The organism is Streptomyces sp. NPDC008137 (assembly GCF_042957035.1).
Classification (GTDB): domain Bacteria; phylum Actinomycetota; class Actinomycetes; order Streptomycetales; family Streptomycetaceae; genus Streptomyces.
The window spans coordinates 84,031-106,294 of record NZ_JBIBHN010000019.1 but is presented as its reverse complement, the minus strand read 5'-3'; the positions used below and the strand labels follow the sequence as shown (position 1 = coordinate 106,294).

23 protein-coding genes are annotated in these 22,264 nt (G+C 72.4%); 12 read left to right on the top strand and 11 right to left on the bottom strand.

The features are described from left to right. The first annotated feature begins 67 nt into the window (after positions 1-67). Positions 68-250, top strand: a complete 183-nt coding sequence (locus ACFZBT_RS26685; RefSeq protein ID WP_391108145.1) for a hypothetical protein — start codon at positions 68-70, stop codon at positions 248-250. 54 nt (positions 251-304) lie between these two features. On the opposite strand, the gene ACFZBT_RS26680 is transcribed toward ACFZBT_RS26685, so the two are convergent. Both ACFZBT_RS26680 and ACFZBT_RS26675 read right to left on the bottom strand, forming a co-directional pair. Then, positions 305-1,189: a hypothetical protein gene (locus ACFZBT_RS26680; RefSeq protein WP_391108142.1), complete on the bottom strand. Its 885-nt coding sequence runs from the start codon at positions 1,187-1,189 to the stop codon at positions 305-307. Between the two features lie 131 nt (positions 1,190-1,320). Next, on the bottom strand, positions 1,321-1,620 hold the full coding sequence (locus ACFZBT_RS26675) for a hypothetical protein (RefSeq protein WP_391108139.1): 300 nt from the start codon (positions 1,618-1,620) through the stop codon (positions 1,321-1,323). 99 nt (positions 1,621-1,719) lie between these two features. On the opposite strand from ACFZBT_RS26675, the gene ACFZBT_RS26670 reads away from it, so the two are divergent. After that, positions 1,720-2,622: an oxygenase MpaB family protein gene (locus ACFZBT_RS26670; protein WP_391108312.1), complete on the top strand. Its 903-nt coding sequence runs from the start codon at positions 1,720-1,722 to the stop codon at positions 2,620-2,622. Between the two features lie 9 nt (positions 2,623-2,631). Here the strand turns inward: ACFZBT_RS26670 and ACFZBT_RS26665 are convergent, their stop codons facing one another. Next, positions 2,632-3,231 (bottom strand): methyltransferase domain-containing protein, encoded by a 600-nt coding sequence (locus tag ACFZBT_RS26665; protein ID WP_391108136.1) that lies wholly within the window; start codon positions 3,229-3,231, stop codon positions 2,632-2,634. Positions 3,232-3,383: 152 nt separating this feature from the next. Between ACFZBT_RS26665 and ACFZBT_RS26660 the strand changes: the two genes are divergently transcribed. From ACFZBT_RS26660 to ACFZBT_RS26640, 5 genes are all read left to right on the top strand, one after another. Next, positions 3,384-4,157, top strand: a complete 774-nt coding sequence (locus ACFZBT_RS26660; RefSeq protein WP_391108132.1) for an MHYT domain-containing protein — start codon at positions 3,384-3,386, stop codon at positions 4,155-4,157. A 230-nt stretch (positions 4,158-4,387) separates the two neighbouring features. Next, complete coding sequence (locus tag ACFZBT_RS26655; RefSeq protein WP_391108129.1) at positions 4,388-6,904, top strand: nitrate- and nitrite sensing domain-containing protein; 2,517 nt, start codon at positions 4,388-4,390, stop codon at positions 6,902-6,904. After that, positions 6,901-7,338, top strand: a complete 438-nt coding sequence (locus ACFZBT_RS26650; protein WP_391108126.1) for a roadblock/LC7 domain-containing protein — start codon at positions 6,901-6,903, stop codon at positions 7,336-7,338. The genes ACFZBT_RS26655 and ACFZBT_RS26650 overlap by 4 nt, the downstream gene beginning before the upstream one ends. Positions 7,339-7,360: 22 nt before the next feature. Beyond that, complete coding sequence (locus tag ACFZBT_RS26645; protein ID WP_391108123.1) at positions 7,361-7,768, top strand: DUF742 domain-containing protein; 408 nt, start codon at positions 7,361-7,363, stop codon at positions 7,766-7,768. Positions 7,769-7,821: 53 nt separating this feature from the next. Continuing rightward, complete coding sequence (locus tag ACFZBT_RS26640) at positions 7,822-8,427, top strand: ATP/GTP-binding protein (protein WP_391108120.1); 606 nt, start codon at positions 7,822-7,824, stop codon at positions 8,425-8,427. Positions 8,428-8,453: 26 nt separating this feature from the next. On the opposite strand, the gene ACFZBT_RS26635 is transcribed toward ACFZBT_RS26640, so the two are convergent. Further along, complete coding sequence (locus ACFZBT_RS26635) at positions 8,454-8,882, bottom strand: TIGR03618 family F420-dependent PPOX class oxidoreductase (protein ID WP_391108117.1); 429 nt, start codon at positions 8,880-8,882, stop codon at positions 8,454-8,456. A 104-nt stretch (positions 8,883-8,986) separates the two neighbouring features. Between ACFZBT_RS26635 and ACFZBT_RS26630 the strand changes: the two genes are divergently transcribed. The 4 genes from ACFZBT_RS26630 to ACFZBT_RS26615 all read left to right on the top strand — a co-directional run bounded on the left by ACFZBT_RS26630 (position 8,987) and on the right by ACFZBT_RS26615 (position 11,688). Beyond that, positions 8,987-9,400, top strand: a complete 414-nt coding sequence (locus tag ACFZBT_RS26630) for a roadblock/LC7 domain-containing protein (RefSeq protein ID WP_391108114.1) — start codon at positions 8,987-8,989, stop codon at positions 9,398-9,400. A gap of 126 nt (positions 9,401-9,526) precedes the next feature. Beyond that, positions 9,527-10,453, top strand: coding sequence for a DUF6397 family protein (locus tag ACFZBT_RS26625; RefSeq protein ID WP_391108111.1), 927 nt, complete (start codon positions 9,527-9,529; stop codon positions 10,451-10,453). Positions 10,454-10,517: 64 nt separating this feature from the next. Continuing rightward, positions 10,518-10,889: a VOC family protein gene (locus ACFZBT_RS26620; RefSeq protein ID WP_391108108.1), complete on the top strand. Its 372-nt coding sequence runs from the start codon at positions 10,518-10,520 to the stop codon at positions 10,887-10,889. Positions 10,890-10,899: 10 nt separating this feature from the next. Then, positions 10,900-11,688 carry a DNA-formamidopyrimidine glycosylase family protein gene (locus tag ACFZBT_RS26615; protein ID WP_391108105.1) on the top strand — a complete coding sequence of 263 codons (789 nt, stop codon included), beginning with the start codon at positions 10,900-10,902 and terminating at the stop codon, positions 11,686-11,688. A gap of 252 nt (positions 11,689-11,940) precedes the next feature. Here ACFZBT_RS26615 and ACFZBT_RS26610 read toward each other — a convergent pair whose 3' ends face one another. The 3 genes from ACFZBT_RS26610 to ACFZBT_RS26600 form a co-directional block, all read right to left on the bottom strand. Further along, positions 11,941-12,849, bottom strand: coding sequence for a DMT family transporter (locus tag ACFZBT_RS26610; RefSeq protein ID WP_391108309.1), 909 nt, complete (start codon positions 12,847-12,849; stop codon positions 11,941-11,943). Between the two features lie 148 nt (positions 12,850-12,997). Further along, positions 12,998-13,870 carry an acyl-CoA thioesterase domain-containing protein gene (locus tag ACFZBT_RS26605; RefSeq protein WP_391108103.1) on the bottom strand — a complete coding sequence of 291 codons (873 nt, stop codon included), beginning with the start codon at positions 13,868-13,870 and terminating at the stop codon, positions 12,998-13,000. Between the two features lie 37 nt (positions 13,871-13,907). Further along, entirely contained in the window at positions 13,908-16,421 is a 2,514-nt protein-coding gene (locus ACFZBT_RS26600) for a DUF3516 domain-containing protein (protein ID WP_391108100.1), read from the bottom strand. A gap of 145 nt (positions 16,422-16,566) precedes the next feature. Here ACFZBT_RS26600 and ACFZBT_RS26595 point away from each other — a divergent pair, with 145 nt between their 5' ends. After that, positions 16,567-17,361, top strand: a complete 795-nt coding sequence (locus tag ACFZBT_RS26595) for a metal-dependent hydrolase (protein WP_391108097.1) — start codon at positions 16,567-16,569, stop codon at positions 17,359-17,361. A 28-nt stretch (positions 17,362-17,389) separates the two neighbouring features. On the opposite strand, the gene ACFZBT_RS26590 is transcribed toward ACFZBT_RS26595, so the two are convergent. The 4 genes from ACFZBT_RS26590 to ACFZBT_RS26575 all read right to left on the bottom strand — a co-directional run bounded on the left by ACFZBT_RS26590 (position 17,390) and on the right by ACFZBT_RS26575 (position 22,167). Continuing rightward, entirely contained in the window at positions 17,390-17,635 is a 246-nt protein-coding gene (locus ACFZBT_RS26590) for a type B 50S ribosomal protein L31 (RefSeq protein ID WP_391108094.1), read from the bottom strand. 34 nt (positions 17,636-17,669) lie between these two features. Beyond that, complete coding sequence (locus ACFZBT_RS26585; protein ID WP_391108091.1) at positions 17,670-18,140, bottom strand: DUF5709 domain-containing protein; 471 nt, start codon at positions 18,138-18,140, stop codon at positions 17,670-17,672. A gap of 443 nt (positions 18,141-18,583) precedes the next feature. Continuing rightward, entirely contained in the window at positions 18,584-20,365 is a 1,782-nt protein-coding gene (locus ACFZBT_RS26580) for an ABC transporter transmembrane domain-containing protein (protein ID WP_391108088.1), read from the bottom strand. After that, positions 20,362-22,167 (bottom strand): ABC transporter transmembrane domain-containing protein, encoded by a 1,806-nt coding sequence (locus tag ACFZBT_RS26575; RefSeq protein ID WP_391108086.1) that lies wholly within the window; start codon positions 22,165-22,167, stop codon positions 20,362-20,364. The genes ACFZBT_RS26580 and ACFZBT_RS26575 overlap by 4 nt, the downstream gene beginning before the upstream one ends. Positions 22,168-22,264: the final 97 nt, after the last annotated feature.

Below are 22,264 nucleotides of genomic sequence, written 5' to 3'. Positions count from 1 at the left end.
AACCGCCGCGGGCGCGGGCCCGTTTTCGAGACAGAGAGCGGCAGTGGCCGCGAAGGAGGCGACAGTCATGTCCAATAACGCCAAGATCGCCGCAGGCGGTGTGGCGGTCGGGCTCATCCTGTTGATCTGGCTGCCCTGGTGGGCATCGCTCCTGATCATCCTGGGGGTCCCGGCCGCCGCGTATCTCATGCTGGACCCGTCGCAGCGCCGCAGGCTGCGCCGTGCCACCCGTAAGGAGATCGGCCGCTGAGACGCTGACCCGGAGCGGAGGAGCGCTGTCGCCGGATCAGCCGGATCAGCCGGATCAGTTCGGCCGTACGGCTATTTTGTCGAGCGCTTCGAGGAGTCCCGGCAGCTCCGGCCCACGGCCCACCGGCAGGACCTCGCCGGGTTCCTCGTCGAGCAGCACGAAAGCCATGTCGTCGGTCCTGGCCACGAGTGACCAGCCCGGGCCGTCCGCCCGCAGGGTCCGTGCGTCGGCCGTCGCGAACGACGACCGGACCCGGCCCAGCGGCGGCGGCGAGTCGATGTAGGTGCGGGCCTCCGCGAGGACCCGCCGGATACCGCTGTGGCCCGGCCGGCCGTTCTCCCCGATCCCGTCCTGGGCGTCGGCCGCCTCGCCCTCGTCGCCCGACTCACCCGAGCGCTCCGTCTCATCCGAGGACTCTGAGGACCCCGGTGCCGGAAAGGCCGAGTCCTCGACCTGCTCCCGCCATGACGCCCACTGCAGCGCGATCTCGTCCGCGCCCAGGCGCCGCTGGGCCGGCCCCCAGACGGTGGTGTCCGGCGGAGCCAGCGGCGGCCGGTCGTCGGCCTCAGGGGCGGGATCGTGCGGCGCGGGCACCCCGGGCGCCGCGACGGCCACCGCGAGCGGCCAGCCGGGCAGGGCCGCGACGACCGAGCGTTCGTCGGGTGACAGCTCGTACTCCATGCCGCAGTCCCAGGACGCGATCGCGACGGCGACCAGGGAGACGTCGTCGATGGCGACGGTCCACCGGGAACCGTCGCCGTCCTGGCCGAGCACCAGCCCGTACCCGTCGGCGAGCGGTGCGAGACCGAGCGCCGCGCACGCCTCCGGATAGTCGTCGCCCAGGACGCTCGGGAACTTCGCAGGCGTCAGCAGTACCGCCGTGAGCACATAGAGCGCGTCGTCCGCGGCGGCGACGACGTCCTCGTCCGTCCCGGCCATCCCAGCCTCCCCATCGGTTCGTCCAACCGCGCGCACCCTAGTGCGCGCGGAAGCCGCTTGTCACGGCCCCGCAAGCGCACCCGAGCTGCAGTTTTCCGGCGGACGGGGCGAATCGGCCGTCCGGACCGTGCTCAGGGCGCCGTCGGCAGCCCCAGCAACTCACGGGCCACGGTCCGCGGCGACTCGCCGCGTTCCCGCGCCAGCGCGATGACGGCCCGGCAGGCCAGCTCGTTCACCCCGAACGACAGTGCCTCCGGGGACACCCAGCCGGACGCCTCGTCGGCCCGCTCCTGGTCGTCCTCGGCACCCGCCGCGACATAGACCGCGGCGGCCTCGAAAAGGTTGTGCGGACGTTTGTCCCCGTCGGCTTTGGCCTCCGTGCGCAAGGCGCCGGCCACTCTTCCCCCGGCCCTGCGGAACCTGCCCCACATGCTGACCACCTTCCCCCTGTGCGATTGGTGTGTCTGATCTTTCATCTCCCGGCCACCAACGTAAAGTTGGAGAACCTGTGGCAGAAGGGGGACGGCACGGTGGAGCGCTTTGACCGGCTGGTGCGGATCCGGCGGATGGACCCGTACAAGGAGGCCACGGAGATCTACCGGCTGAGCGTGGCGTACGAGTTTCCCTGGGACTTCACCCGCGCCCTGGAACTGGCCCTGTACCGCACCTACGCCGTCCCGAGCATCGGCCGGCTGCTCGCGCGGACGGCGGAACTCACCGAGCGGACCCAGAAGCGCTACGACGACACCTCGCTGCTCCTCGACGCCGTCGTCGAGCACGGGTTCGGCAGCGACCAGGGGAAGACCGCGATCCGCCGCATCAACCAGATGCACCGCAGCTATGACATCAGCGACGACGACATGCGCTACGTGCTCTGCACCTTCGTCGTGATGCCCAAACGCTGGATCGACGCCTACGGGTGGCGCAGGATGTCACGCCACGAGATCGTCGCCAGTGCCGTGCACTACGGCACGCTGGGCCGGCACATGGGCGTCAAGGACATCCCCGAGACCTACGAGGAGTTCGAGACCTGCCTCGACGACTACGAGGCGGCCCACTTCGCCTGGGACGCGGACGCCCGGCGGGTCTCGGACGCCACGCTCGACCTGATGGCGTCCTGGTACCCGCGCCCGCTCGCACCGCTGCTGCGCACCACGACCCTCGCGCTGCTCGACGACTCGCTCCTGCACGCCTTCCGCTACACCCCGCCGAGCCCGGCCACGCGCGCGTGGGTGCGTCGCGCGGTACGGCTGCGAGGGCGCGCCGTCCGTCTCATGGCGCCCCGGCGCGCTCCGCACTTCGCCCGCCAGAACTGGGAGATCAAGGGCTACCCGTACGGATACCGGCTCGCCGACCTCGGCACGCGTCCGGTCCCGGGGCTCCGCGGCTGCCCCGTGCGGCACACGGAGGCGACGGGCACCGACGCCGGGTGACGCGGCGGCTCAGTCCTCGCGGACGGCGAGCGCCAGGAAGCGGGTGTCCTCGTCGGTGTACGACGTCATGCGCCACCCGGCACCGGCCAGCAGCGGACGGAGGTTGGGCTCGGCCCGCAGGTCGTCCGGGGTGAGCGGGCGGCCGTGGCGGGCGGCCAGTGCCGCCCTGCCGATCGGATGGAACAGCGCTAGCACACCACCGGGGCGCACCACCCGCGCCAGCTCGCGCAGGTTCTCGGCCGGACTCGCCAGGTGCGAGACGAGTCCCGCTCCGAACACCGCGTCCAGCGACCGCGAGCGCAAGGGCAGCGCGGCGACGTCCGTGAGCAGCAGCTGCCCGTCGCGGTCCCGTCCGGCCCGTACGGCCTCCCGCAGCATGGCCGGGGTCAGATCGGCCCCGAGGACCGCCCCTGAGGGCCCCACGGCGGCACGCAGTGGCGGCAGGGCCCGTCCGGTGCCGCACCCCGCGTCGAGCACCCGGTCGCCCGGGCGCAGTCCGAGCTCGGCGACCGCCGCCGCGTACGCCGGACCGTCGTCAGGGAACTTGCTGTCCCAGCCGGCGGCACGGGGGGTGAAGAACTCCTGGACACGCGTCTGGTCGTCGCTCATGCACCGCATGATTCCTCACCGGCAGGGATGACGCCTCTGTGCACACGTTCGAGCGTGATGCGATCGTTCCGGTACATCCTTGCGTCATATTCCAACACCTTTCGAAATGCGGCCCCTTCGCGCGCCCTTGCCGGGTCTAGCGTCCCGGGGCCATGGGACACCTGGACCACGCCGCCCTGGGGTGGCTGACCCCCGCGCTGTCGTACGCGATGGCCTGCACAGGCGCCGCGCTCGGACTGCGCTGCACCGTCCGCGCCCTCGCCGCCACCGGGCGCTCGCGCCGCAACTGGCTCGTCACGGCCGCCTCGGCGATCGGCACCGGCATCTGGACCATGCACTTCGTGGCCATGCTCGGCTTCGCCGTCACCGGCACCGACATCCGCTACGACGTGCCGCTCACCCTGCTGAGCCTGCTCGTCGCCATGGTCGTCGTCTGCGCCGGCGTCTTCGCCGTCGGCTACGGCCGGGACCGCGGCCGGGCCCTCTTCCTCGGCGGCCTCACCACCGGCCTCGGCGTCGCGAGCATGCACTACCTGGGCATGGCGGCCGTCCGGCTGCACGGCGACATCACCTACGACCCGGTGCTCGTCGGGCTCTCCGTCCTGATCGCCGTCGTCGCGGCGACGGCGGCCCTGTGGGCGGCCCTCAACATCAAGTCGCCCGTCGCGGTCACCATCGCCTCCCTGATCATGGGCGCGGCCGTCAGCAGCATGCACTACACCGGGATGTTCGCGGTGAGCGTGCGGGTCACGCCCTCCGGGGCGGTACTGCCCGGGGCCACGGCGATGCAGTTCATCTTCCCCCTCGCCGTCGGCCTCGGGTCCTACCTCTTCCTGACCTCGGCCTTCGTCGCACTCTCGCCGACGGCAGGCGAGCGCGAGGCGTCCGCCTCGGCGCAGCGGCCGGTCGAGAGTGTCGCCCCCTAGGCCGGGTCCGCAAAGTCCCGCCTGCCCCGCGACGCCTGGCACGCACTCTCGCCGCACCGGGCGAACCCCCAAGTACATCCAGTACGAGGGGCTCCACCCGGCACACCGAGAGCACGCACCAGACGCCGTGGGGCCCGCCCTCCGGGCGGACGACGGGACTTTGCGGACACGACCCAGGCGGGGTCCGAACCTGCCGCGCACGGCCCGAACCACTCCCGAGCGAGGAGTCCATGCGTACACCCCGTAGGACCCCCACGACCGGCGCCGAGGCGCCGCCCCCGCCCGTGCGCGGTCGCCGCGCACACGCCGGACCACCGGCCGACGAGGGCCCCGATGCACCCTCGGGCGCCGCACCGGACGGGACGGTCACGCGCGCGGAGCGCTGGCACATACGCCCGCGCACCGTGCGCGCCAAGATCGTCTGCCTGCTGATGGTGCCGGTCGTCTCCCTCCTGGCCCTGTGGGCCTACGCCACGGTCACCACCGCCCAGGACGTCTCCCGGCTGCGGCAGGTCCAGCGCGTGGACGCCCTGGTCCGCGCCCCCGTCTCCGCGGCGGTCGCCGCCCTCCAGGCCGAACGCGCGGCCGCGGTACGCCACGCCACCGACTCGTCGGCCGTACCGTCCGGCGAACTGGACGAGCTCGCACGGCGCACCGACCGCGCCGTCGCGAGACTGCGGCTCGGCGAGGACAACACCGTCGCCGACAGCGAGGAACTGCCCGCCGGAGTCGCCCGTCGGCTGGAGGCGTTCGTCACGAGCACCGAGGAACTGCCGCCGCTGCGGGCCGCGGTGCAGGACCGGCGCGTGGGATGGGCCGAGACGCACAGCCGCTACACCCGGACCATCTCGGCGGCCTTCGGCGCCGGCGGAGCACTCACCGGCATCCAGGACGCCGACCTGGGATCCGACGCGCGCGTGCTGCTCGAATTCGCCCGCGCGGGCGAGGCGTTGGCACAGGAGGACGCGGTGCTGGCGAGTGCCCGCCTGTCCGGCACTCTCGCCGGGGAGCGGCTCCGGCTCTTCACCGGCGCCGTCGACGTGCGCCGCACCCTCACCGCGTCGGCCGTCGCGGACCTTCGCGGCACCGAACGCTCCGCGTGGAACGCTCTCTCCGACAGCAGCGCCTACGCGGGCCTGAGCGACGCCGAGGAGGGCATCCTCGCCCGCGGGCCCGGCGCCAAGGCGGTCGGGACAGTGCCCGAGAGCACCTGGAACACCGCCCACGCGCGCGTGCAGCACGGCATGCGCACCATCGAGGACGACGCGGCACGCGGCGTCGCGCGACGGGCCGACCCGTTCACCCGTGGACTGCTCACCCCCGCCGGAGCAGCCGTCCTGCTCGGTCTCGCCGCCGTCGCCGCATCGCTCGTCATCTCCGTACGCATCGGACGCGGCCTGGTGGTGGAACTGGTGAGCCTGCGCAACGGCGCCCTGGAGATCGCCCGGCGTAAACTCCCCGAGGCCATGCGGAGACTGCGCGCCGGCGAGGAGATCGACGTCCGCGCGGAGGCGCCGCCGGGACCGCCCGCCGAGGACGAGGCCGGGCAGGTCGCCGAAGCCCTCGACACGGTCCACCGGGCCGCGCTGCGGGCCGCTGTGGAGCGCGCCGAACTCGCCAGCGGCATCTCCGGAGTCTTCGTCAACCTCGCCCGCCGCAGTCAGATCCTCGTCCACCGGCAGCTGAGCCTCCTCGACAGCATGGAACGCCGCTCCGACGACCCGAACGAGCTGAGCGACCTCTTCCGCCTCGACCACCTCACCACCCGTATGCGGCGCCACGCGGAGAGCCTGATCATCCTCTCCGGAGCCGCCCCCGGCCGGGCCTGGCGCATGCCCGTCGTCCTGACCGACGTGGTCCGCGCGGCCGTCTCCGAAGTCGAGGACTACGCGCGCGTGGAGGTACGGCAGCTCCCCGAAGCGGCCGTCATCGGCACGGCCGTCGCCGACCTCACCCACCTGCTCGCCGAGATCATCGAGAACGCCGCACAGTTCTCGCCGCCCCACACACGCGTGCGCGTCACCGGCGAGCCCGTCGGCAACGGCTACGCCGTCGAGATCGAGGACCGCGGCCTCGGCATGGGCCCCGAGACCCTCGCCGAAGCCAACCGCCGCATCGAGCAGTCCGAGGCACTCGACCTGTTCGACAGCGACCGGCTCGGACTGTTCGTGGTCAGCCGGCTCGCCGCCCGGCATGACGTCAAGGTCCACCTGAAGACCTCGCCCTACGGCGGCACGACCGCCGTCGTCCTGCTGCCCACCGCGCTCCTGCACACCGGGGCGACGGAACGTTCCCCCGGTGAGACGGCACCCGCGCGGCAGCCCGAGGAACGCGCCTACGCGCGCGTGCCCGATGCCACCCCGCTCCAGGACATCGTCCCCGCACCGGCCGACCGGCGCGCCCTCGTGGCTCCGGTACCGGCCGCGGCCGAGACCACGAGCCACACCCCACCCCCAGGAGTCGCCACCTTGCGACTGCACCGACCCCAGGAGCAGCCCGAAGGCTCCGAGGACCTCCCGCGTCGCGTACGACAGGCCAGCCTCGCCCCGCAGTTGCGCGACGGGCGTCCCGAGGAACCGCCGCCGACGCCGGCCCCCCGGGACGACGAACGCACCCCCGAAGTCGTACGCGACCGCATGGCGGCCTACCGCGACGGCTGGGCACGCGGCGGTGGCGGGAAACCCGGCCGCGCCACCATTCCCGGCCCCGCGACGGGCAGAGACAGCAGCGAAGGAGACCCCGCATGATCCAGGACCCGAGCACGCGTTCCGCCCGGCGCTCCGGCGAACTCGACTGGCTGCTGGACGATCTGGTGCTCCGCGTCAGCGACATACGGCACGCCGTGGTCCTCTCCAACGACGGCCTCGCCGTGGGCGCCTCGACCGGCCTGCGGCGTGAGGACGCCGAGCACCTCGCGGCGGTCGCCTCGGGGTTCCACAGCCTCGCCAAGGGAGCGGGACGGCACTTCGGTGCCGGCGGTGTCCGCCAGACCATGGTGGAGATGGACGAGGCGTTCCTCTTCGTGGCCGCCGCCGGCGACGGCTCCTGCCTCGCCCTGCTCACCGCCGTGACAGCCGACATCGGCCTCGTGGCGTACGAGATGGCCCGCCTGGTCAAACGCGTCGGCGAGCACCTCGGCACGGCCCCTCGTGCCGGCGCGCGACCGCCCGCCGCCGGATGAGCCGAGAGGGCGGTCCCCGCAGATGACCGAGGACATGACGGGCACCCTGAGCGAGCAGGGCGGCCAGTGGTACGACCATGAGGCCGGCCCCCTCGTACGCCCCTATGCCATGACGGGCGGACGCACCCGGCCGGGTCCCACCGGCGTGCGGTTCGACCTGATCGCCCTGGTCACCCTGGACCCCGGCGCGCCCGTGGACGACGCCCCGCTCGGCCCGGAACACCGGACCCTCCTCGACCTGTGCCGCCCCGAGACCCAGTCGGTCGCCGAACTCGCCGCCGGAGCGGACCTGCCCGTGGGCGTGATCAGGGTCCTCCTCGGCGACCTCCTGGAACTCGGCCGCGTCACCGTCAGCCGCCCCGTACCGCCGGCCCAGCTGCCCGACGAACGGATCCTGCGCGAGGTGATCGCGGGACTGAGGGCGCTGTAGAGGCCCGCACACCCCACCCAGGACCGCACCCCCCGACACGAGAGAAGTGATCAATGGTCTCCGAGCACTCCGACGCCCCGGACGGCGACTCGGCCGCGCTGGCGTTGAAGATCCTTGTCGCCGGCGGATTCGGCGTGGGCAAGACCACGCTGGTGGGAGCCGTCAGCGAGATCCGGCCGCTGCGCACCGAGGAACTGCTCAGCGAAGCGGGGCAGTCGGTGGACGACACCGGCGGCGTGGACCACAAGACCACCACGACCGTCGCCATGGACTTCGGGCGCATCACCATCCGGTCCGGCCTCTCCCTGTACCTGTTCGGCACGCCGGGCCAGGACCGGTTCTGGTTCCTGTGGGACGAGTTGTCGCAAGGGGCGCTCGGCGCGGTGGTGCTCGCGGACACCCGCCGTCTGGAGGACTGCTTCCCGGCGGTCGACTACTTCGAGCACCGGCGCATCCCGTTCGTGGTGGCCGTCAACTGCTTCGCGGGCGCCCGGCAGCACGGCGCCCCGGACGTCTCGCGCGCCCTCGACCTCGACCGGGGGACGCCCGTGGTGCTGTGCGACGCCAGGGACCGCGACTCGGGGAAGGAGGTGCTGATCAGGCTGGTCGAGTACGCCGGGCGGATGCACACCGCCCGGCTCCTCGACTCGGTCGGCTGACCTGAGGTGGCCCGGCCCGGCCGCGGTCAGTCCGCGATGTCCCGCTCCGCCAGGACCCGGTCGACGGAGACCCGGACCAGCAGCTCGCCCGGGACGCCATTGCGGGCGCCGAACTCCTCGGCGCGCTCCTCGCCCATGTACCGGGCGCCGATGCGGGTGGCCCAGAGCCGCACCTCGTCGAGGTCGCTCACCAGGCGGGCACGGCCCTGGAGCACCACGAAGGAGTACGGCGGCCGGTCGTCGTCCACACACAGGGCGACCCGGCCGTCACGGGCGAGATTGCGCCCCTTCACGGTGTTCTCGCCGGTGTTGAACACCACCTCGTCCCCGTCCAGCAGAAACCAGATCGGGGCCACGTGCGGGCTCCCGTCGGCCCTGACGGTGGAGAGCTTCGCGGTGCGGGTGCCGTGGGAAACGAACTCCCGCCATTGCGCATCGGTCATCTTCTCTGCCATGGCTCCCATCCTCCTTGCCCCGGCAGCGGTCCTGGGGAAGGCTGGCGTGGAGATCCTCCGGCCAGGAGGAGAATCGCACGGGGAGAAAACGGGGAGATCGGAACATGGCGCAGAACCAGGGACTCGACTGGCTGCTGGACGACCTGACCGAGCGCGTCCACCAGGTACGGCACGCGCTGGTCCTGTCCAACGACGGCCTGGTGACCGGGGCGAGCACGGGCCTGCGCCGCGAGGACGCGGAGCACCTCGCGGCCGTGTCGTCCGGGTTGCACAGCCTGGCCAAGGGCTCGGGACGGCACTTCGGCGCGGGCAGTGTACGCCAGACGATGATCGAGTTCGACGACGCGGTGCTCTTCGTCACCGCGGCCGGCACGGGCAGTTGTCTGTGCGTCCTCAGCGGCGCCGAGGCCGACATCGGCCAGATCGCGTACGAGATGACACTTCTGGTCAACCGGGTCGGCGAGCATCTCGACGTGGACGCCCGCCAGCCGGAAATCAAACCGACCACAGACGTCTGACCTGCGGATTCGTCGTCCCTCGCGGAGTTATCCACAGGCTCGTCACGCAGAGCGCCGGAGCGGTTACGGTTTTCTCACGGCGACCGCACCCGGCGTGAGCCGCCGACTCCACGGGGGAGACCGACCATGTCAGGCACCATCGCGAAAACCGACCGCCTCACCTGCGCTCCGAGCGGGGCAGCCCGCGAACTCGGCCTCAAGCGCGGCGAGTTCGACCTCGCCGTGCATCTCGGGCTCATCCGGACCGTTCCCGGTGAAGGGGGCGGAGGGCCACGCGTCGCCCGCTCCGAAATCGGCCGGCTGCGCGCCGAGGACCGCTTCCCGGACAAGCTGCGCGAACGCGTCGCGACCGTCGGCACCAGTGAGGGGGCCGGGCTTCTGGGGGTGACACCCGCCAGGTTCACGAGTCTCGCCCGCTTCGGCCTGCTCGTGCCGGTGACGTTCTACCTGAACCGGTACCGGGCGGTCGTCTGGCTGTATCTGGCCGAGGAACTCCGGCAGTTCGCGGCAGAGGGGAGCAACGCCCGGCTGCTGAAGGGGCGCACACCCGCACAGATCCGGGAAGGGCAGAAGGACGGACTGGACCGTCGGCCCCGCAACTGGCGGGGACGTCACATCGGGTTCCTGACGCGGCAGGCCGGGGACGACGCCTGGGCGCGTGCGGCGGCCGTCGCCGCTCTCCTCGACCCCGCCGACGTGGCGGAAGCAGTGGCGGACCCCTGCGAACGCGCCTACCTGGACCGCCGTCGTCCCCGCCTCCCGGCACACGGCACGCCCGGCTCACCCGCCGCCGAACGGGCGGAGACGCTCATGACAGCGAGCGAGCCGGACGAAGTGGCCTGGTTCCTGGCGGACCTGGCTCACACGCTGGAGACCGCGCGTAGGCAACACGCGGCACCGGGTCCAGCCCCGGAACCGGCCCCGGCGCCACCGGCCGCATCGGCCGCGCCACCCCCTGTTCCGGCCGGAGGCCGGCCCGAGCCCGCGGACCGTCCCCCTTCACACGGCCTTCTGGGATGGCTGCACCGCAGAGGCCGGCGACGTTCAGGGTGAAAAGCGATGAGTTTCCGGATGCGTCCCGGTCGGAACACTGAGGAGACCATTCCAGGAGGCGATCATGTTCGGTGAGACGAAGGCGTTCAGCGGGTTCTCGGTGAACGACATCGACGCGGCCAGGACGTTCTACGGCGACACCCTCGGACTCCGGGTGTCGGAGGAGAACGGCCTGCTGTTCCTGCACATCGCGGGCGACCGGGACACCCTGGTCTATCCCAAGCAGGACCACACTCCCGCGACGTTCACCATCCTCAATTTCCCCGTCGACGACATCGAGGCCGCGGTCGACGAGCTGACGAAGAGAGGCGTGCGTTTCGAGCACTACGACCACCTCAAGGCGGACGACAAGGGCATCTTCCGCGGCGGCGGTCCGCTGATCGCCTGGTTCACCGACCCGGCGGGGAACGTGCTGTCCGTGCTCCAGGAAACCTGACGCGCCGCTCATGCCCGAGCTTCCCGACGTCGAAGGCTTCCGGCAGGTGCTCGAGTCCTGCGCGAAGGGACGGGTCATCCGGCGCGTCGAGGTGCGGGACGCGGGCGTACTGCACGGGGTCGGTGCCCGGCGGCTGCGTGACGCGCTGGAGGGCCGGCGCCTCGGCACGCCGGAGCGGCACGGGAAGTGGCTGCTGGCCCGCACCGGCGCCGGTCCGACACTCGTGCTGCACTTCGGCATGACCGGCCGGCTGGTCTGCGGGCATCCGGAGGACGCCGTCGAGGCCCACGACCGTGTGCTGTTCACGCTGAGCGGCAGCCGCCAGCTGCGCTTCCGCGACCAGCGCAAACTCCAGGGACTCTGGCTGGCGGGCGATGACGCGGACATCGACCGGGTACTCGGTCCGCAGGGGCCGGACGCGCTGTCCGTGGAGCGCTCGGATTTCGAAGCCGTGCTCTCGTCACGCCGTGGGTATCTCAAGACCGCGCTCACCGACCAGTCCGTTCTCGCCGGTCTCGGCAATCTGCTCGCCGACGAGATCCTGTGGCGAGCACGGTTGCGGCCAGACCGCACGGCGCGTGATCTCACCCCGGCCGACCGTCGCCGGCTGTACAACCAGATGCGCCGCACGCTGCGCTCGTCGGTCGCCGTCGGCCGCGTCCCGCCGCGTGACTCCTGGCTCACCGGCCACCGTGACGACCCCGACCCGAGGTGCCCACGCTGCGGCACCGGCTTGCGCCGGACCCGCATGGGCGGCCGCGGCACGGTGTGGTGCCCGAAGTGCCAGCCGGACGGGTGATGAGCCGGAGCCGGAGCCGGTCAGTCGTCAGGAGTCAGAACCGGTGACGACGAAGCCCCACTTGCCGGCCGCGTACGCCCCGACACCGGCGTAGGCGGTCAGCCCGGAAAGGGAGGACATGTTCACGATCACGCCGAATGTGCCCCAGTCGACGATCCCGGATCTCGGCGACCACCACGGAGGCGCCCTCGGCCGCGAGCGCGCCGGCCACCGCGCTCCGATGCCCCCGGCCCCACCGGTGACGATCGCCGCTCAGGGCGCTCCCGCTGTCTGACGTTCCTCGCCCGGAGCCTCGCCCGGTGCCACCAGCGACTGGGTGAGCGGGATCCGCGCCAGGGCGAGTACCCCCGCGGCGATCAGCGCGACACCGACCAGCTGGGGCAGCAGCCACCACCCGGACCGGATCGTCTCCTCGTAGAGGAGGATGCCGAGGGCGAGGCTCACCAGCGCGTCGCCGAGGGTGAGCGCGGGCTGCGAGGCGACCAGCGGGCCGGCCTGCATCGCGTTCTCCAGCAGGAACAGAGCGCACACACCGGTCGCGGCGAAGGCGTAGGTCTGCCAGGCGGTGAGGAAGGCCACGAGCCCCTGATCGTCGAGGATGTGGGTGGCGGCCTTCATCAGGGCCGCGGTCACCGCGTAGCTGATCGCCGTCGCGGCACCCAGGCAGGCCGCCCGGGCGCGTCCCTCCGGGCGCTTGAGGGCCGCGAGCGCGAGGGTGACGACCGCTCCCGCGCACACGGAGAGCGCGGGAATCCAGCGGTCCAGCTCCACGTGGGTGCGATTGCCCGACGGGGACGCGGCGACGAGCGCCACCGCCAGTCCGGCCACCACCACCGCGACGGCCAGCCAGCCCACGCCCGGCAGATGCCGGTGCATCAGCAGCGAGGCGACGATGAGGGTGAGTGGCAGCTCCAGCACGAACAACGGCTGCACGATCGTCAGCGGCCCGGTGGCCAGCGCCAGCGCCTGGCAGACGGCGGCGGCGATCACCGCGATGATGCCGGCCAGCCAGACGCGCCGGCGCAGCAGATCGAGGATCAGCCCGGCCCGCAGCCCCTGGGAGCGCGGCACGGAGAGTGCCGCCTTGCGTTGCAGCACCGTCGCGACGGCGTTGCTGAGGGCCGCGCAGACCGCGAAGACGACGGGGAGCACGGTGTGCAGCGTGGCCACCTCCCGGATCGGCGGGCGTGTGACGCCGGCGGTGCCGCCTCCTGCCATGGTCACCGGATCGGGGCACGGGCGCGAACGCAGTGCCGAACCGCGCGTGCCCCGAGCGGCGGAACCCCGGGCCCGGCGGCCCGCGGGCCGGTCAGTCCAGCTTGCGGAAGAGCCCCTCCTGCACGACCGAGACGACGAGTCGGCCCTCACGGTCGTAGATCCGGCCCCGGGCCAGGCCGCGGCCGCCGACCGCGATCGGCGACTCCTGGTCGTACAGCAGCCAGTCGTCGGCGCGGAACGGGCGGTGGAACCACATCGCGTGGTCCAGGGACGCCATGTCGAAGCCCCGCGGCCCCCACAGCGGCTCGACCGGGATACGGACGGCGTCCAGGAGGGTCATGTCGCTGGCGTAGGTGAGGGCGCAGGTGTGGACCAGCGGGTCGTCGCCCAGCGGTCCCACCGCGCGCATCCACACGGCGCTGCGCGGCTCGGAGTCCCGGGCCTCCTCGGTGGTCCAGCGCAGCCGGTCCACGTAGCGGATGTCGAAGGGCTGGCGGCGGGCCATCCGCTCCAGCTGCTCGGGCAGCGCGCCCAGGTGCTCGCGGATCTCGTCCGTGACCGTGGGCAGGGACTCCGGGTCCGGGACCGCGCGGGCGGGCGGCAGCTGGTGCTCGAAGCTGCCCTCCTCCGGCTTGTGGAAGGAGGCGGTGAGATTGAATATCGTCCGGCCCTGCTGCACGGCCGTCACCCGGCGGGTCGTGAACGACCGCCCGTCGCGCACCCGCTCGACCTGGTAGACGATCGGCACACCCGGGATGCCGGGGCGCAGGAAGTACGCGTGCAGCGAGTGCACGGGGCGGTCGCCCTCCGTGGTTCGGCCGGCGGCGACCAGGGCCTGGCCCGCCACCTGGCCGCCGAAGACCCGCTGGAGGGACTCCTGCGGACTGCGGCCGCGGAAGATGTTGACCTCGATCTGCTCCAGGTCGAGCAGGTCGACGAGTCTCTCGGCCGGGTTCGTCGTCATGAGTGGGATTCTCCTGTGCTCGCTGCGGTCCGGCCGTTCACAGCTGGCCGACGTCGGTGACGCGGACGATGGCACGGCCCTCCGCGTCGGAGGCGGTCAGGTCGACCTCCGCGCTGATGCCCCAGTCGTGGTCGCCGTTCGGGTCGTGGAAGATCTGCCGGACCCGCCACAGGGCGTTCTCCGGCTCCTCCTCGATGAGCAGCAGCTTGGGGCCGCGGGCGTCGGGGCCGGTGCCGAGGTCCTCGTACTCGTCGAAGTACTTGTCCAGCGCCTCGCCCCATGCGTCGGCGTCCCAGCCGGACTCCGCGTCCATCTCGCCCAGCTCCTCGACCTGGTCGAGGGCGGCCAGCTCGACCCTGCGGAACATGGCGTTGCGGACCAGCACGCGGAAGGCGCGCGCGTTGGCGGTGACCGGCTTGACCTCGTCGGCCTTCTCCTGGGCCTCCTCGGCGGTCATCTCCGCCGGGTTGGCGAGCTGCTCCCACTCGTCCAGCAGACTGGAGTCGACCTGGCGCACCATCTCGCCCAGCCACGCGATCAGGTCTTCCAGATCCTCGGACTTGAGGTCGTCCGGGACGGTGTGGTCCAGGGCCTTGAACGCGCTGGCGAGATAGCGCAGCACGATGCCCTCGGTGCGTGCCAGCTCGTAGTGGGACACCAACTCCGTGAACGACATCGCCCGTTCGTACATGTCGCGGATGACCGACTTCGGCGACAGCGGATGGTCCCCGACCCAGGGGTGGCTCTTGCGGTAGGTGTCGTACGCCTGGAAGAGCAGCTCCTCCAGGGGCTTCGGGTACGTGATGTCCTGGAGGCGCTCCATGCGCTCCTCGTACTCCACGCCGTCGGCCTTCATCAAGGCGACGGCCTCGCCGCGCGCCTTGTTCTGCTGGGCGGCGAGGATCTGCCGCGGGTCGTCGAGCGTCGACTCCACGACGGACACCATGTCGAGGGCGTACGACGGCGATTCGGGGTCCAGCAGTTCGAACGCGGCGAGCGCGAACGTGGACAGCGGCTGGTTGAGCGCGAAGTCCTGCTGGAGGTCCACCGTGAGGCGGACGATACGGCCCTCGGCGTCCGGCTGGTCGAGCTTCTCGACGATGCCGCCGTCCAGCAGCGAACGGTAGATCGCGATGGCCCGGCGGATGTGCCGCAGCTGCTGCTTGCGCGGCTCGTGGTTGTCCTCCAGCATGCGGCGCATCGCCTCGAAGGCGTTGCCGGGCCGGGCGATCACCGACAGCAGCATCGTGTGCGTCACCCGGAACCGGGAGGCCAGGGGCTCCGGTTCGGAACCGATGAGCTTCTCGAAGGTCTGCTCCGACCAGGCGACGAAGCCCTCCGGCGCCTTCTTGCGGACGACCTTGCGGCGCTTCTTCGGGTCGTCGCCCGCCTTGGCGAGCGCCTTCTCGTTCTCGACGACGTGCTCGGGCGCCTGCGCGACGACGAAGCCCTCCGTGTCGAAACCCGCGCGCCCGGCGCGGCCCGCGATCTGGTGGAACTCCCGGGCCCGCAGGGTGCGCACGCGGGTGCCGTCGTACTTGGTGAGCGCGGTGAACAGCACCGTGCGGATGGGGACGTTGACGCCCACGCCGAGCGTGTCCGTACCGCAGATGACCTTCAGCAGACCGGCCTGCGCGAGCTTCTCCACCAGGCGTCGGTATTTCGGCAGCATGCCGGCGTGGTGGACGCCGATGCCGTGCCGGACGTAGCGGGAGAGGTTGCGGCCGAACTTCGTGGTGAAGCGGAAGTTGCCGATCAGCTCGGCGATCTGCTCCTTCTCCGCGCGCGAGCACATGTTGATGCTCATCAGCGCCTGCGCCCGCTCCACGGCCTGCGCCTGGGTGAAGTGCACGATGTAGACGGGCGCCTGCCGGGCCTCCAGCAGGTCGGTGAGCGTCTCGGTGAGCGGGGTGTAGCGGTACTCGTAGGACAGCGGCACCGGACGGGTCGCCGAGCGGACCACCGCGGTCGGGCGGCCGGTGCGGCGGGTGAGGTCCTTCTCGAAGAAGGAGACGTCGCCGAGCGTCGCCGACATCAGCACGAACTGCGCCTGCGGCAGTTCCAGGATCGGGATCTGCCAGGCCCAGCCGCGGTCGCCCTCCGCGTAGAAGTGGAACTCGTCCATCACGACCTGGCCGACGTCCGCGTCCTTGCCGTCGCGCAGCGCGATCGACGCCAGGACCTCGGCGGTGCAGCAGATGACGGGGGCGTCGGAGTTCACGGACGCGTCGCCGGTGAGCATGCCGACGTTCTCCGTACCGAAGATCTTGCACAGTTCGAAGAACTTCTCCGACACCAGCGCCTTGATCGGAGCCGTGTAGAAGGTGACCTCGTCACGGGCCAGCGCGGCGAAGTGCGCGCCCGCCGCGATCATGCTCTTGCCGGAGCCGGTGGGCGTCGACACGATCACGTTCGCGCCGGAGACCACCTCGATCAGCGCCTCCTCCTGATGGGGATAGAGCGTGAGACCCCGCTCGCCGGCCCACGACTCGAAGGCTTCGTACAAGGCGTCGGGGTCGGGGGTCCGCGGCAGCTGATCGATGAGGGTCACGCCCCCATCTTGCCTGGCCTGACGCCCGATGGGGGAATCGGCTTCGGGCCCGAAGATCACGAACGCTACGCTGGGTCGCCGACGACACGTCAGCGCACCCGGTCAACTGGACAGCGGCACACGAGGAATGGGGCGGACAGCGGCCATGATGGGACCAGCACACTCACTCTCGGGAGCCGCCGCCTGGCTCGGCGTCGGTGCCGCGGCCGCCGCCGCCGGGTACCCGATGCCCTGGCCGGTCCTCCTCGTCGGCGCCCTGATCTGCGCCGGAGCCGCGCTCGCCCCGGACCTCGACCACAAGGCCGCCACCATCTCCCGGTCCTTCGGACCGCTGTCCCGCTGGCTGTGCGAGATCGTCGACAAGCTCTCGTACGCCGTCTACAAGGCCACCAAGAAGCCGGGCGACCCGCGGCGCTCCGGCGGGCACCGCACGCTCACCCACACCTGGCTGTGGGCGGTCCTGATCGGTGCGGGCACCTCGGCCGTGGCGATCACCAGTGACCGGTGGGGCGTGCTGGCGATCCTCTTCGTGCACCTGGTCCTGGCCATCGAGGGCCTGCTGTGGCGGGCGACCCGCGGCTCCAGCGCCGACGTCCTGGTGTGGCTGCTGGCCGCGACCACGTCGTGGATCCTCGCGGGGTTCCTGGACAAGCCGGGCAGCGGCGCTGACTGGCTGTTCACGGCGCCGGGGCAGGAATACCTCTGGCTGGGGCTGCCGGTGGTGCTGGGGGCGATCGTCCACGACATCGGGGACGCGCTGACCGTGTCCGGGTGCCCGATCCTGTGGCCCATACCCGTGGGGCGCAAGCGCTGGTACCCGCTCGGGCCGCCGAAGGCCCTGCGGTTCCGCGCGGGCAGCTGGGTGGAGCTCAGGGTGCTGATGCCGGTCTTCATGTTGCTCGGCGGGGTGGGCTGCGCGGCGGCGCTCAACGTCATCTGAAGCGCGCCCCGGGCCTGGGAGAAGGGGCTCAGGAGCCGCCGTACCGCCGCTCGAACCGGGCGACCCGGCCTTCCGAGTCCACGGTGCGGGCCTTGCCCGTGTAGAAGGGGTGGCTCTCCGAGGAGATCTCCACGTCCACGACGGGGTAGGTCTCGCCGTCGTCCCACTCGATGTGTTCGCCGCTGGTCGCGGTCGACCGGGTCAGGAAGGCGTACCCGGCGGTCCGGTCGCGGAAGACGACGGGGTGGTAGTCGGGGTGCTTGTCCTGCTGCATGGATGCTCCTCGTGCGGCTCGGGCGGTGCTGCGATCAGCCGGACAGGGTGTCCTCGTCCACGACGTGCACGGCGGCCTCCTCGGCCGACGCCGCCGCGCCGTCGATGCCCACGTCCATGGCGACCAGCGCGCTCTCCTCGTCCTCGTGCGCGCCCTCGTCGGGTGCCACGAGCCGGCCGGAGCGGGCGTCGCCGACCTCGTTGTCCAGGAGTTCCCCGTCGGTGCCCTGGCAGTCCCCGAGACCGTCACCGTCGGGGGCGGCGGCGTCCGGCAGTTCCTCGGCGAGCCGCTGGTCCAACGTCTCGCCCGCGTGTCGCTCGGCCGCCGTCACACCGAGGTGCTCGACGGCCCAGGGCCGCTCGGGAGGGGACCAGCCCCGGTCCAGGGGATCGTCGACGCCGTCGTCCAGCAGGGTGTCCTCGGCGTCGAGCAGCCCCGTGTCCTCCCTCTGCTCGTCTTGATCCGGCTGGTAGACATCGTCTCCCCAACCGTCGGACCTGTTCACGGGTACCTCCAGGGGGTGGGGACGGGCCCGTTCTCACCGGGGCCCGCGCCGGGCCTCCGCCGCACGGAGCACTGGCGCCGCCCGTCGCCGAACCACTTCGGTTCCCGGGCGCTTCCCCGAGCCGGTGCCTGATTCCAGCCTTCCACCCGGCCTCGTCCCCGCGCAACGCCACGGACCCCTGCCGGGGGCTCGGTCGAGGCCCTGAGGCTTTTGGCCCGCCCACTGGATGCCGGGCTCCTCCGCCCGGTGGGCAGCACGCAGGTGCGCCGACGGCCCAGGGTCGGGACGACTGTCACCCCGGCCGACGGATCCGACAACGGTCGGCCGACCGGACGCGTCAACCTCCCGGCGGCTGCCAGGCCGAAGGGCCCGCGGAGCTCCCCTGCCCCACGTCCCGGCTCCTGACCCGTAGGTCCCAGCGCGCCGCCGGCCCGGGCAGCGTGTCACCCGTGCCAAGACCTCCACAGCGCCGCGTACGCCCCCTCCGCCGCCACCAACTCCTCGTGGCTGCCCAGTTCGCTGATCCGGCCGTTCTCGACGACGGCGATGACATCCGCGTCGTGGGCGGTGTGGAGGCGGTGGGCGATGGCGACGACGGTGCGGCCGTCGAGGACCCGGGCCAGGGAGCGTTCCAGGTGGCGGGCGGCCCGGGGGTCGAGCAGGGACGTCGCCTCGTCCAGGACCAGGGTGTGCGGGTCCGCGAGGACGAGGCGGGCCAGGGCGATCTGCTGGGCCTGGGCCGGGGTGAGGGCCAGGCCGCCGGAGCCGACCTCGGTGTCCAGGCCGTCGTCGAGCGCCCGGGCCCAGCCGTCCGCGTCCACCGCGCCCAGGGCCGCCCAGAGCTCGGCGTCGACCGCGTCGGTGCGGGCGAGGCGGAGGTTGTCGCGCAGGGAGCCGACGAACACATGGTGCTCCTGGTTGACCAGGGCGACGTGGGCGCGGACGCGTTCCGCCGGCATCCGGGACAGCTCGGCGTCGCCCATGGTGATCCGGCCGTCCCGGGGCGCGTAGATCCCGGCGAGCAGCCGGCCCAGCGTCGACTTGCCCGCCCCCGAGGGCCCGACCAGGGCCAGCCGGGTGCCGGGGGAGACCTCCAGGGACACCTTGCGCAGGACGTCCACGCCCTCCAGATAGCCGAAGTGCACCCGGTCGGCCCGCACCTGGCGTCCGTCGGGCGCGACGGAGGAGTCTCCGGCCTCCGGTTCGATGTCCCGGACCCCGACCAGCCGGGCCAGCGACACCTGGGCCACCTGCAGCTCGTCGTACCAGCGCAGGATCATGCCCACCGGGTCGACGAGCATCTGGGCGATCAGCGCGCCCGTCGTGAGCTGGCCGACGTCGATCCAGCCCTGGAGGGCGAACACACCGCCGACCATCAGGACCGAGGCGAGGACGGTCACGTGGGTGACGTTGATGACCGGGAAGAGCACCGAGCGCAGCCACAGCGTGTAGCGCTCCCAGGCCGTCCACTCCTTGATCCGCCGCTCGGACAGTGCCACCCGGCGGTCACCGAGGCGGTGCGCCTCGACCGTGCGGCCGGCGTCCACGGTCTCGGCGAGCGCGGCGGCCACCGCGGCGTACCCGGCCGACTCCGAGCGGTAGGCGGCCGGCGCCCGCCGGAAGTACCAGCGGCAGCCGGCGACCAGCAGTGGCAGGGCGAGCAGCACGGCGAGCGCCAGCGGCGGCGCCGTGACCACCAGCCCGCCCATCAGCAGCACCACCCACACCACGCCGATCGACAGCTGCGGCACGGCCTCGCGCATGGCGTTGCCCAGCCGGTCGATGTCCGTCGTGATCCGCGACAGCAGATCCCCGGTCCCGGCCCGCTCCAGCACGCCCGGCGGCAGCCCGACCGACCGCACGAGGAAGTCCTCGCGCAGGTCGGCCAGCATCCGCTCACCGAGCATCGCGCCCCGCAGCCGCACCTGACGGACGAACGCCGCATGGAAGGCGAGCGCGGCCACGAACAGCCCCGCCGTGAGTTCCAGCCGCAGGTCCCTCGCCCCGTCGGACACCCGCTCCACGAGCCCGCCCAGCAGCCACGGACCGGCCATCGAGGCGATGACGGCGACCGTGTTGACGGTGACGAGCAGCAGGAACGCCCTGCGGTGCCGGCGCAGCAGTTCCGCCGCGTAGGCGCGGACGGTCGCGGGGGCGCCGACCGGCAGGGTGTTCGCCGTCGTCGGGGCCGCCGGGTCGTACGCCGGTGGCGCCACGCCGATCATGCCTTCTCCTCGATCTCTTCCAGTTCGGCCAGTACGTCGGTCAGGTCGGCCGCATCGTTCGGGGCGGCCTCGTCCTCGGTCTCGCGGGTGACCACCGCCCGGTAGCGGGGCTCGGTGCGCACCAGCTCGCGGTGGGCGCCGACCGCGGCGGCCTCGCCGTCGCGCAGGAACACGACCCGGTCGGCGCGGTCCAGCAGCAGCGGGGAGGAGGTGAACACCACGGTCGTGCGCCCCGCGCGCAGCTCCCGCACGCCCTGGGCGATCCGCGCTTCGGTGTGCGAGTCGACGGCCGAGGTCGGCTCGTCCAGGACCAGTACCTCCGGGTCCGTGACCAGGGACCGGGCGAGCGCGAGCCGCTGGCGCTGACCGCCGGACAGGGACCGGCCGCGTTCGGTGATCCGGGCGTCCATGGGGTCGGCGGCGTCCAGCGAGCCCTGCACCAGCGCCGCAAGCACGTCGTCGCACTGCGCGGCGGCGAGCGCCTCCCGCGGCCGCACGGCGCCCGACGCGGGTACGTCGAGCAGATCGCGCAGGGAGCCGGAGAGCAGCACCGGGTCCTTGTCCTGGACGAGGACGGCCGTACGGGCCGAGTCCAGCGGGAGTTCGTCGAGTGGCACACCGTCCAGCAGCACGGCGGTGCCCTCCTGCGACGGATGTCCGCCCAGCCGTTCCGCCAGTCGGCCCGCCGCGTCCGGGTCGCCGCACACCACGGCGGTGAGCCGGCCGGCGGACGCGAGCAGCCCGGTCTCCGGGTCGTAGAGGTCTCCGGCGGGGGCCTCGGCGGCGCGCGACCCGGCGGTGTCGGTGGCCCGCTCCAGTGACAGCACGCCCGCGGCCCGCTTGGCCGAGGGCCGCGAGAAGGAGTACGCCATGGCGATCTCCTCGAAGTGCCGCAGCGGATAGGTCAGGACCATCACCGAGCTGTAGACGGTGACCAGTTCGCCGACGGTGATCCGGCCCTGGCGGGCCAGCTGCACGCCGTGCCAGACGACGGCGATGAGCAGCAGTCCGGGCAGCAGGACCTGGATCGCGGAGATCAGGGACCACATCCGGGCGCTGCGCACGGCCGCGTGCCGGACCTCCTGGGAGGCGCTGCGGTAGCGGTCGAGGAACAGTTCCTCGCCGCCGATGCCGCGCAGCACACGCAGACCGGCGACGGTGTCCGAGGCGAGTTCGGTGGCGCGTCCGGCCTTCTCGCGCTGGGTGTCGGCCCGCCGGGTGGCGCGGGGCAGCAGGGGCAGCACGGCGAGTGCCAGCACGGGCAGTCCGACGGCCACGACCACGCCGAGCGCGGGCTGGTAGACGAGGAGGCCGACGCAGACCAGCACGATGGTGACCAGGGCAGCGGTGAACCGCGACCAGGCCTCCACGAACCAGCCGATCTTCTCGACGTCACCGGTGGACACGGCGACGACCTCACCGGCCGCGACCCGTCGGGTCAGCGCCGAGCCCAGCTGGGCGGCCTTGCGGGCGAGCAGCTGCTGGACGCGGGCGGCCGCCGTGATCCAGTTGGTGATGGCGGTGCGGTGCAGCATGGTGTCGCCGACCGCGTTGCCCACGCAGGCCAGCGCCAGCAGGCCGCCCGCCAGGGCGAGACGTTCGCCGGAGCGGTCGACGACGGCCTGCACGGCGACACCGACGCAGAACGGCAGCGCGGCGACGGAGGCGAAGTGCAGCAGCCCCCAGGCCAGCGACTTGAGCTGTCCGCCCAGCTGGTTGCGGAAGAGCCACCACAGGAATCGGGGACCCGAACGCGCGTCCGGCACGCCGGGGTCGGCGTAGGGAAGGTCTTGAATCTGCATGACGTCCCAGTGGCTCGTGTCAGGGGGGATGGGGGTTCGGCCGATGGCAGCAAACCGTGACAGGTTCGCGTCGCGGCGTGGTCGGAGGCAACCGGTT

Bases quoted from the DNA above. Each gene is read 5' to 3' on its own strand.
- ACFZBT_RS26685 (WP_391108145.1), top strand. From the start codon at position 68: ATGTCCAATAACGCCAAGATCGCCGCAGGCGGTGTGGCGGTCGGGCTC.
- ACFZBT_RS26680 (WP_391108142.1), bottom strand. From the start codon at position 1,189: ATGGCCGGGACGGACGAGGACGTCGTCGCCGCCGCGGACGACGCGCTC.
- ACFZBT_RS26675 (WP_391108139.1), bottom strand. From the start codon at position 1,620: ATGTGGGGCAGGTTCCGCAGGGCCGGGGGAAGAGTGGCCGGCGCCTTG.
- ACFZBT_RS26665 (WP_391108136.1), bottom strand. From the start codon at position 3,231: ATGAGCGACGACCAGACGCGTGTCCAGGAGTTCTTCACCCCCCGTGCC.
- ACFZBT_RS26660 (WP_391108132.1), top strand. From the start codon at position 3,384: ATGGGACACCTGGACCACGCCGCCCTGGGGTGGCTGACCCCCGCGCTG.
- ACFZBT_RS26655 (WP_391108129.1), top strand. From the start codon at position 4,388: ATGCGTACACCCCGTAGGACCCCCACGACCGGCGCCGAGGCGCCGCCC.
- ACFZBT_RS26650 (WP_391108126.1), top strand. From the start codon at position 6,901: ATGATCCAGGACCCGAGCACGCGTTCCGCCCGGCGCTCCGGCGAACTC.
- ACFZBT_RS26645 (WP_391108123.1), top strand. From the start codon at position 7,361: ATGACCGAGGACATGACGGGCACCCTGAGCGAGCAGGGCGGCCAGTGG.
- ACFZBT_RS26640 (WP_391108120.1), top strand. From the start codon at position 7,822: ATGGTCTCCGAGCACTCCGACGCCCCGGACGGCGACTCGGCCGCGCTG.
- ACFZBT_RS26635 (WP_391108117.1), bottom strand. From the start codon at position 8,882: ATGGCAGAGAAGATGACCGATGCGCAATGGCGGGAGTTCGTTTCCCAC.
- ACFZBT_RS26630 (WP_391108114.1), top strand. From the start codon at position 8,987: ATGGCGCAGAACCAGGGACTCGACTGGCTGCTGGACGACCTGACCGAG.
- ACFZBT_RS26625 (WP_391108111.1), top strand. From the start codon at position 9,527: ATGTCAGGCACCATCGCGAAAACCGACCGCCTCACCTGCGCTCCGAGC.
- ACFZBT_RS26620 (WP_391108108.1), top strand. From the start codon at position 10,518: ATGTTCGGTGAGACGAAGGCGTTCAGCGGGTTCTCGGTGAACGACATC.
- ACFZBT_RS26615 (WP_391108105.1), top strand. From the start codon at position 10,900: ATGCCCGAGCTTCCCGACGTCGAAGGCTTCCGGCAGGTGCTCGAGTCC.
- ACFZBT_RS26605 (WP_391108103.1), bottom strand. From the start codon at position 13,870: ATGACGACGAACCCGGCCGAGAGACTCGTCGACCTGCTCGACCTGGAG.
- ACFZBT_RS26595 (WP_391108097.1), top strand. From the start codon at position 16,567: ATGATGGGACCAGCACACTCACTCTCGGGAGCCGCCGCCTGGCTCGGC.
- ACFZBT_RS26590 (WP_391108094.1), bottom strand. From the start codon at position 17,635: ATGCAGCAGGACAAGCACCCCGACTACCACCCCGTCGTCTTCCGCGAC.
- ACFZBT_RS26580 (WP_391108088.1), bottom strand. From the start codon at position 20,365: ATGATCGGCGTGGCGCCACCGGCGTACGACCCGGCGGCCCCGACGACG.
- ACFZBT_RS26575 (WP_391108086.1), bottom strand. From the start codon at position 22,167: ATGCAGATTCAAGACCTTCCCTACGCCGACCCCGGCGTGCCGGACGCG.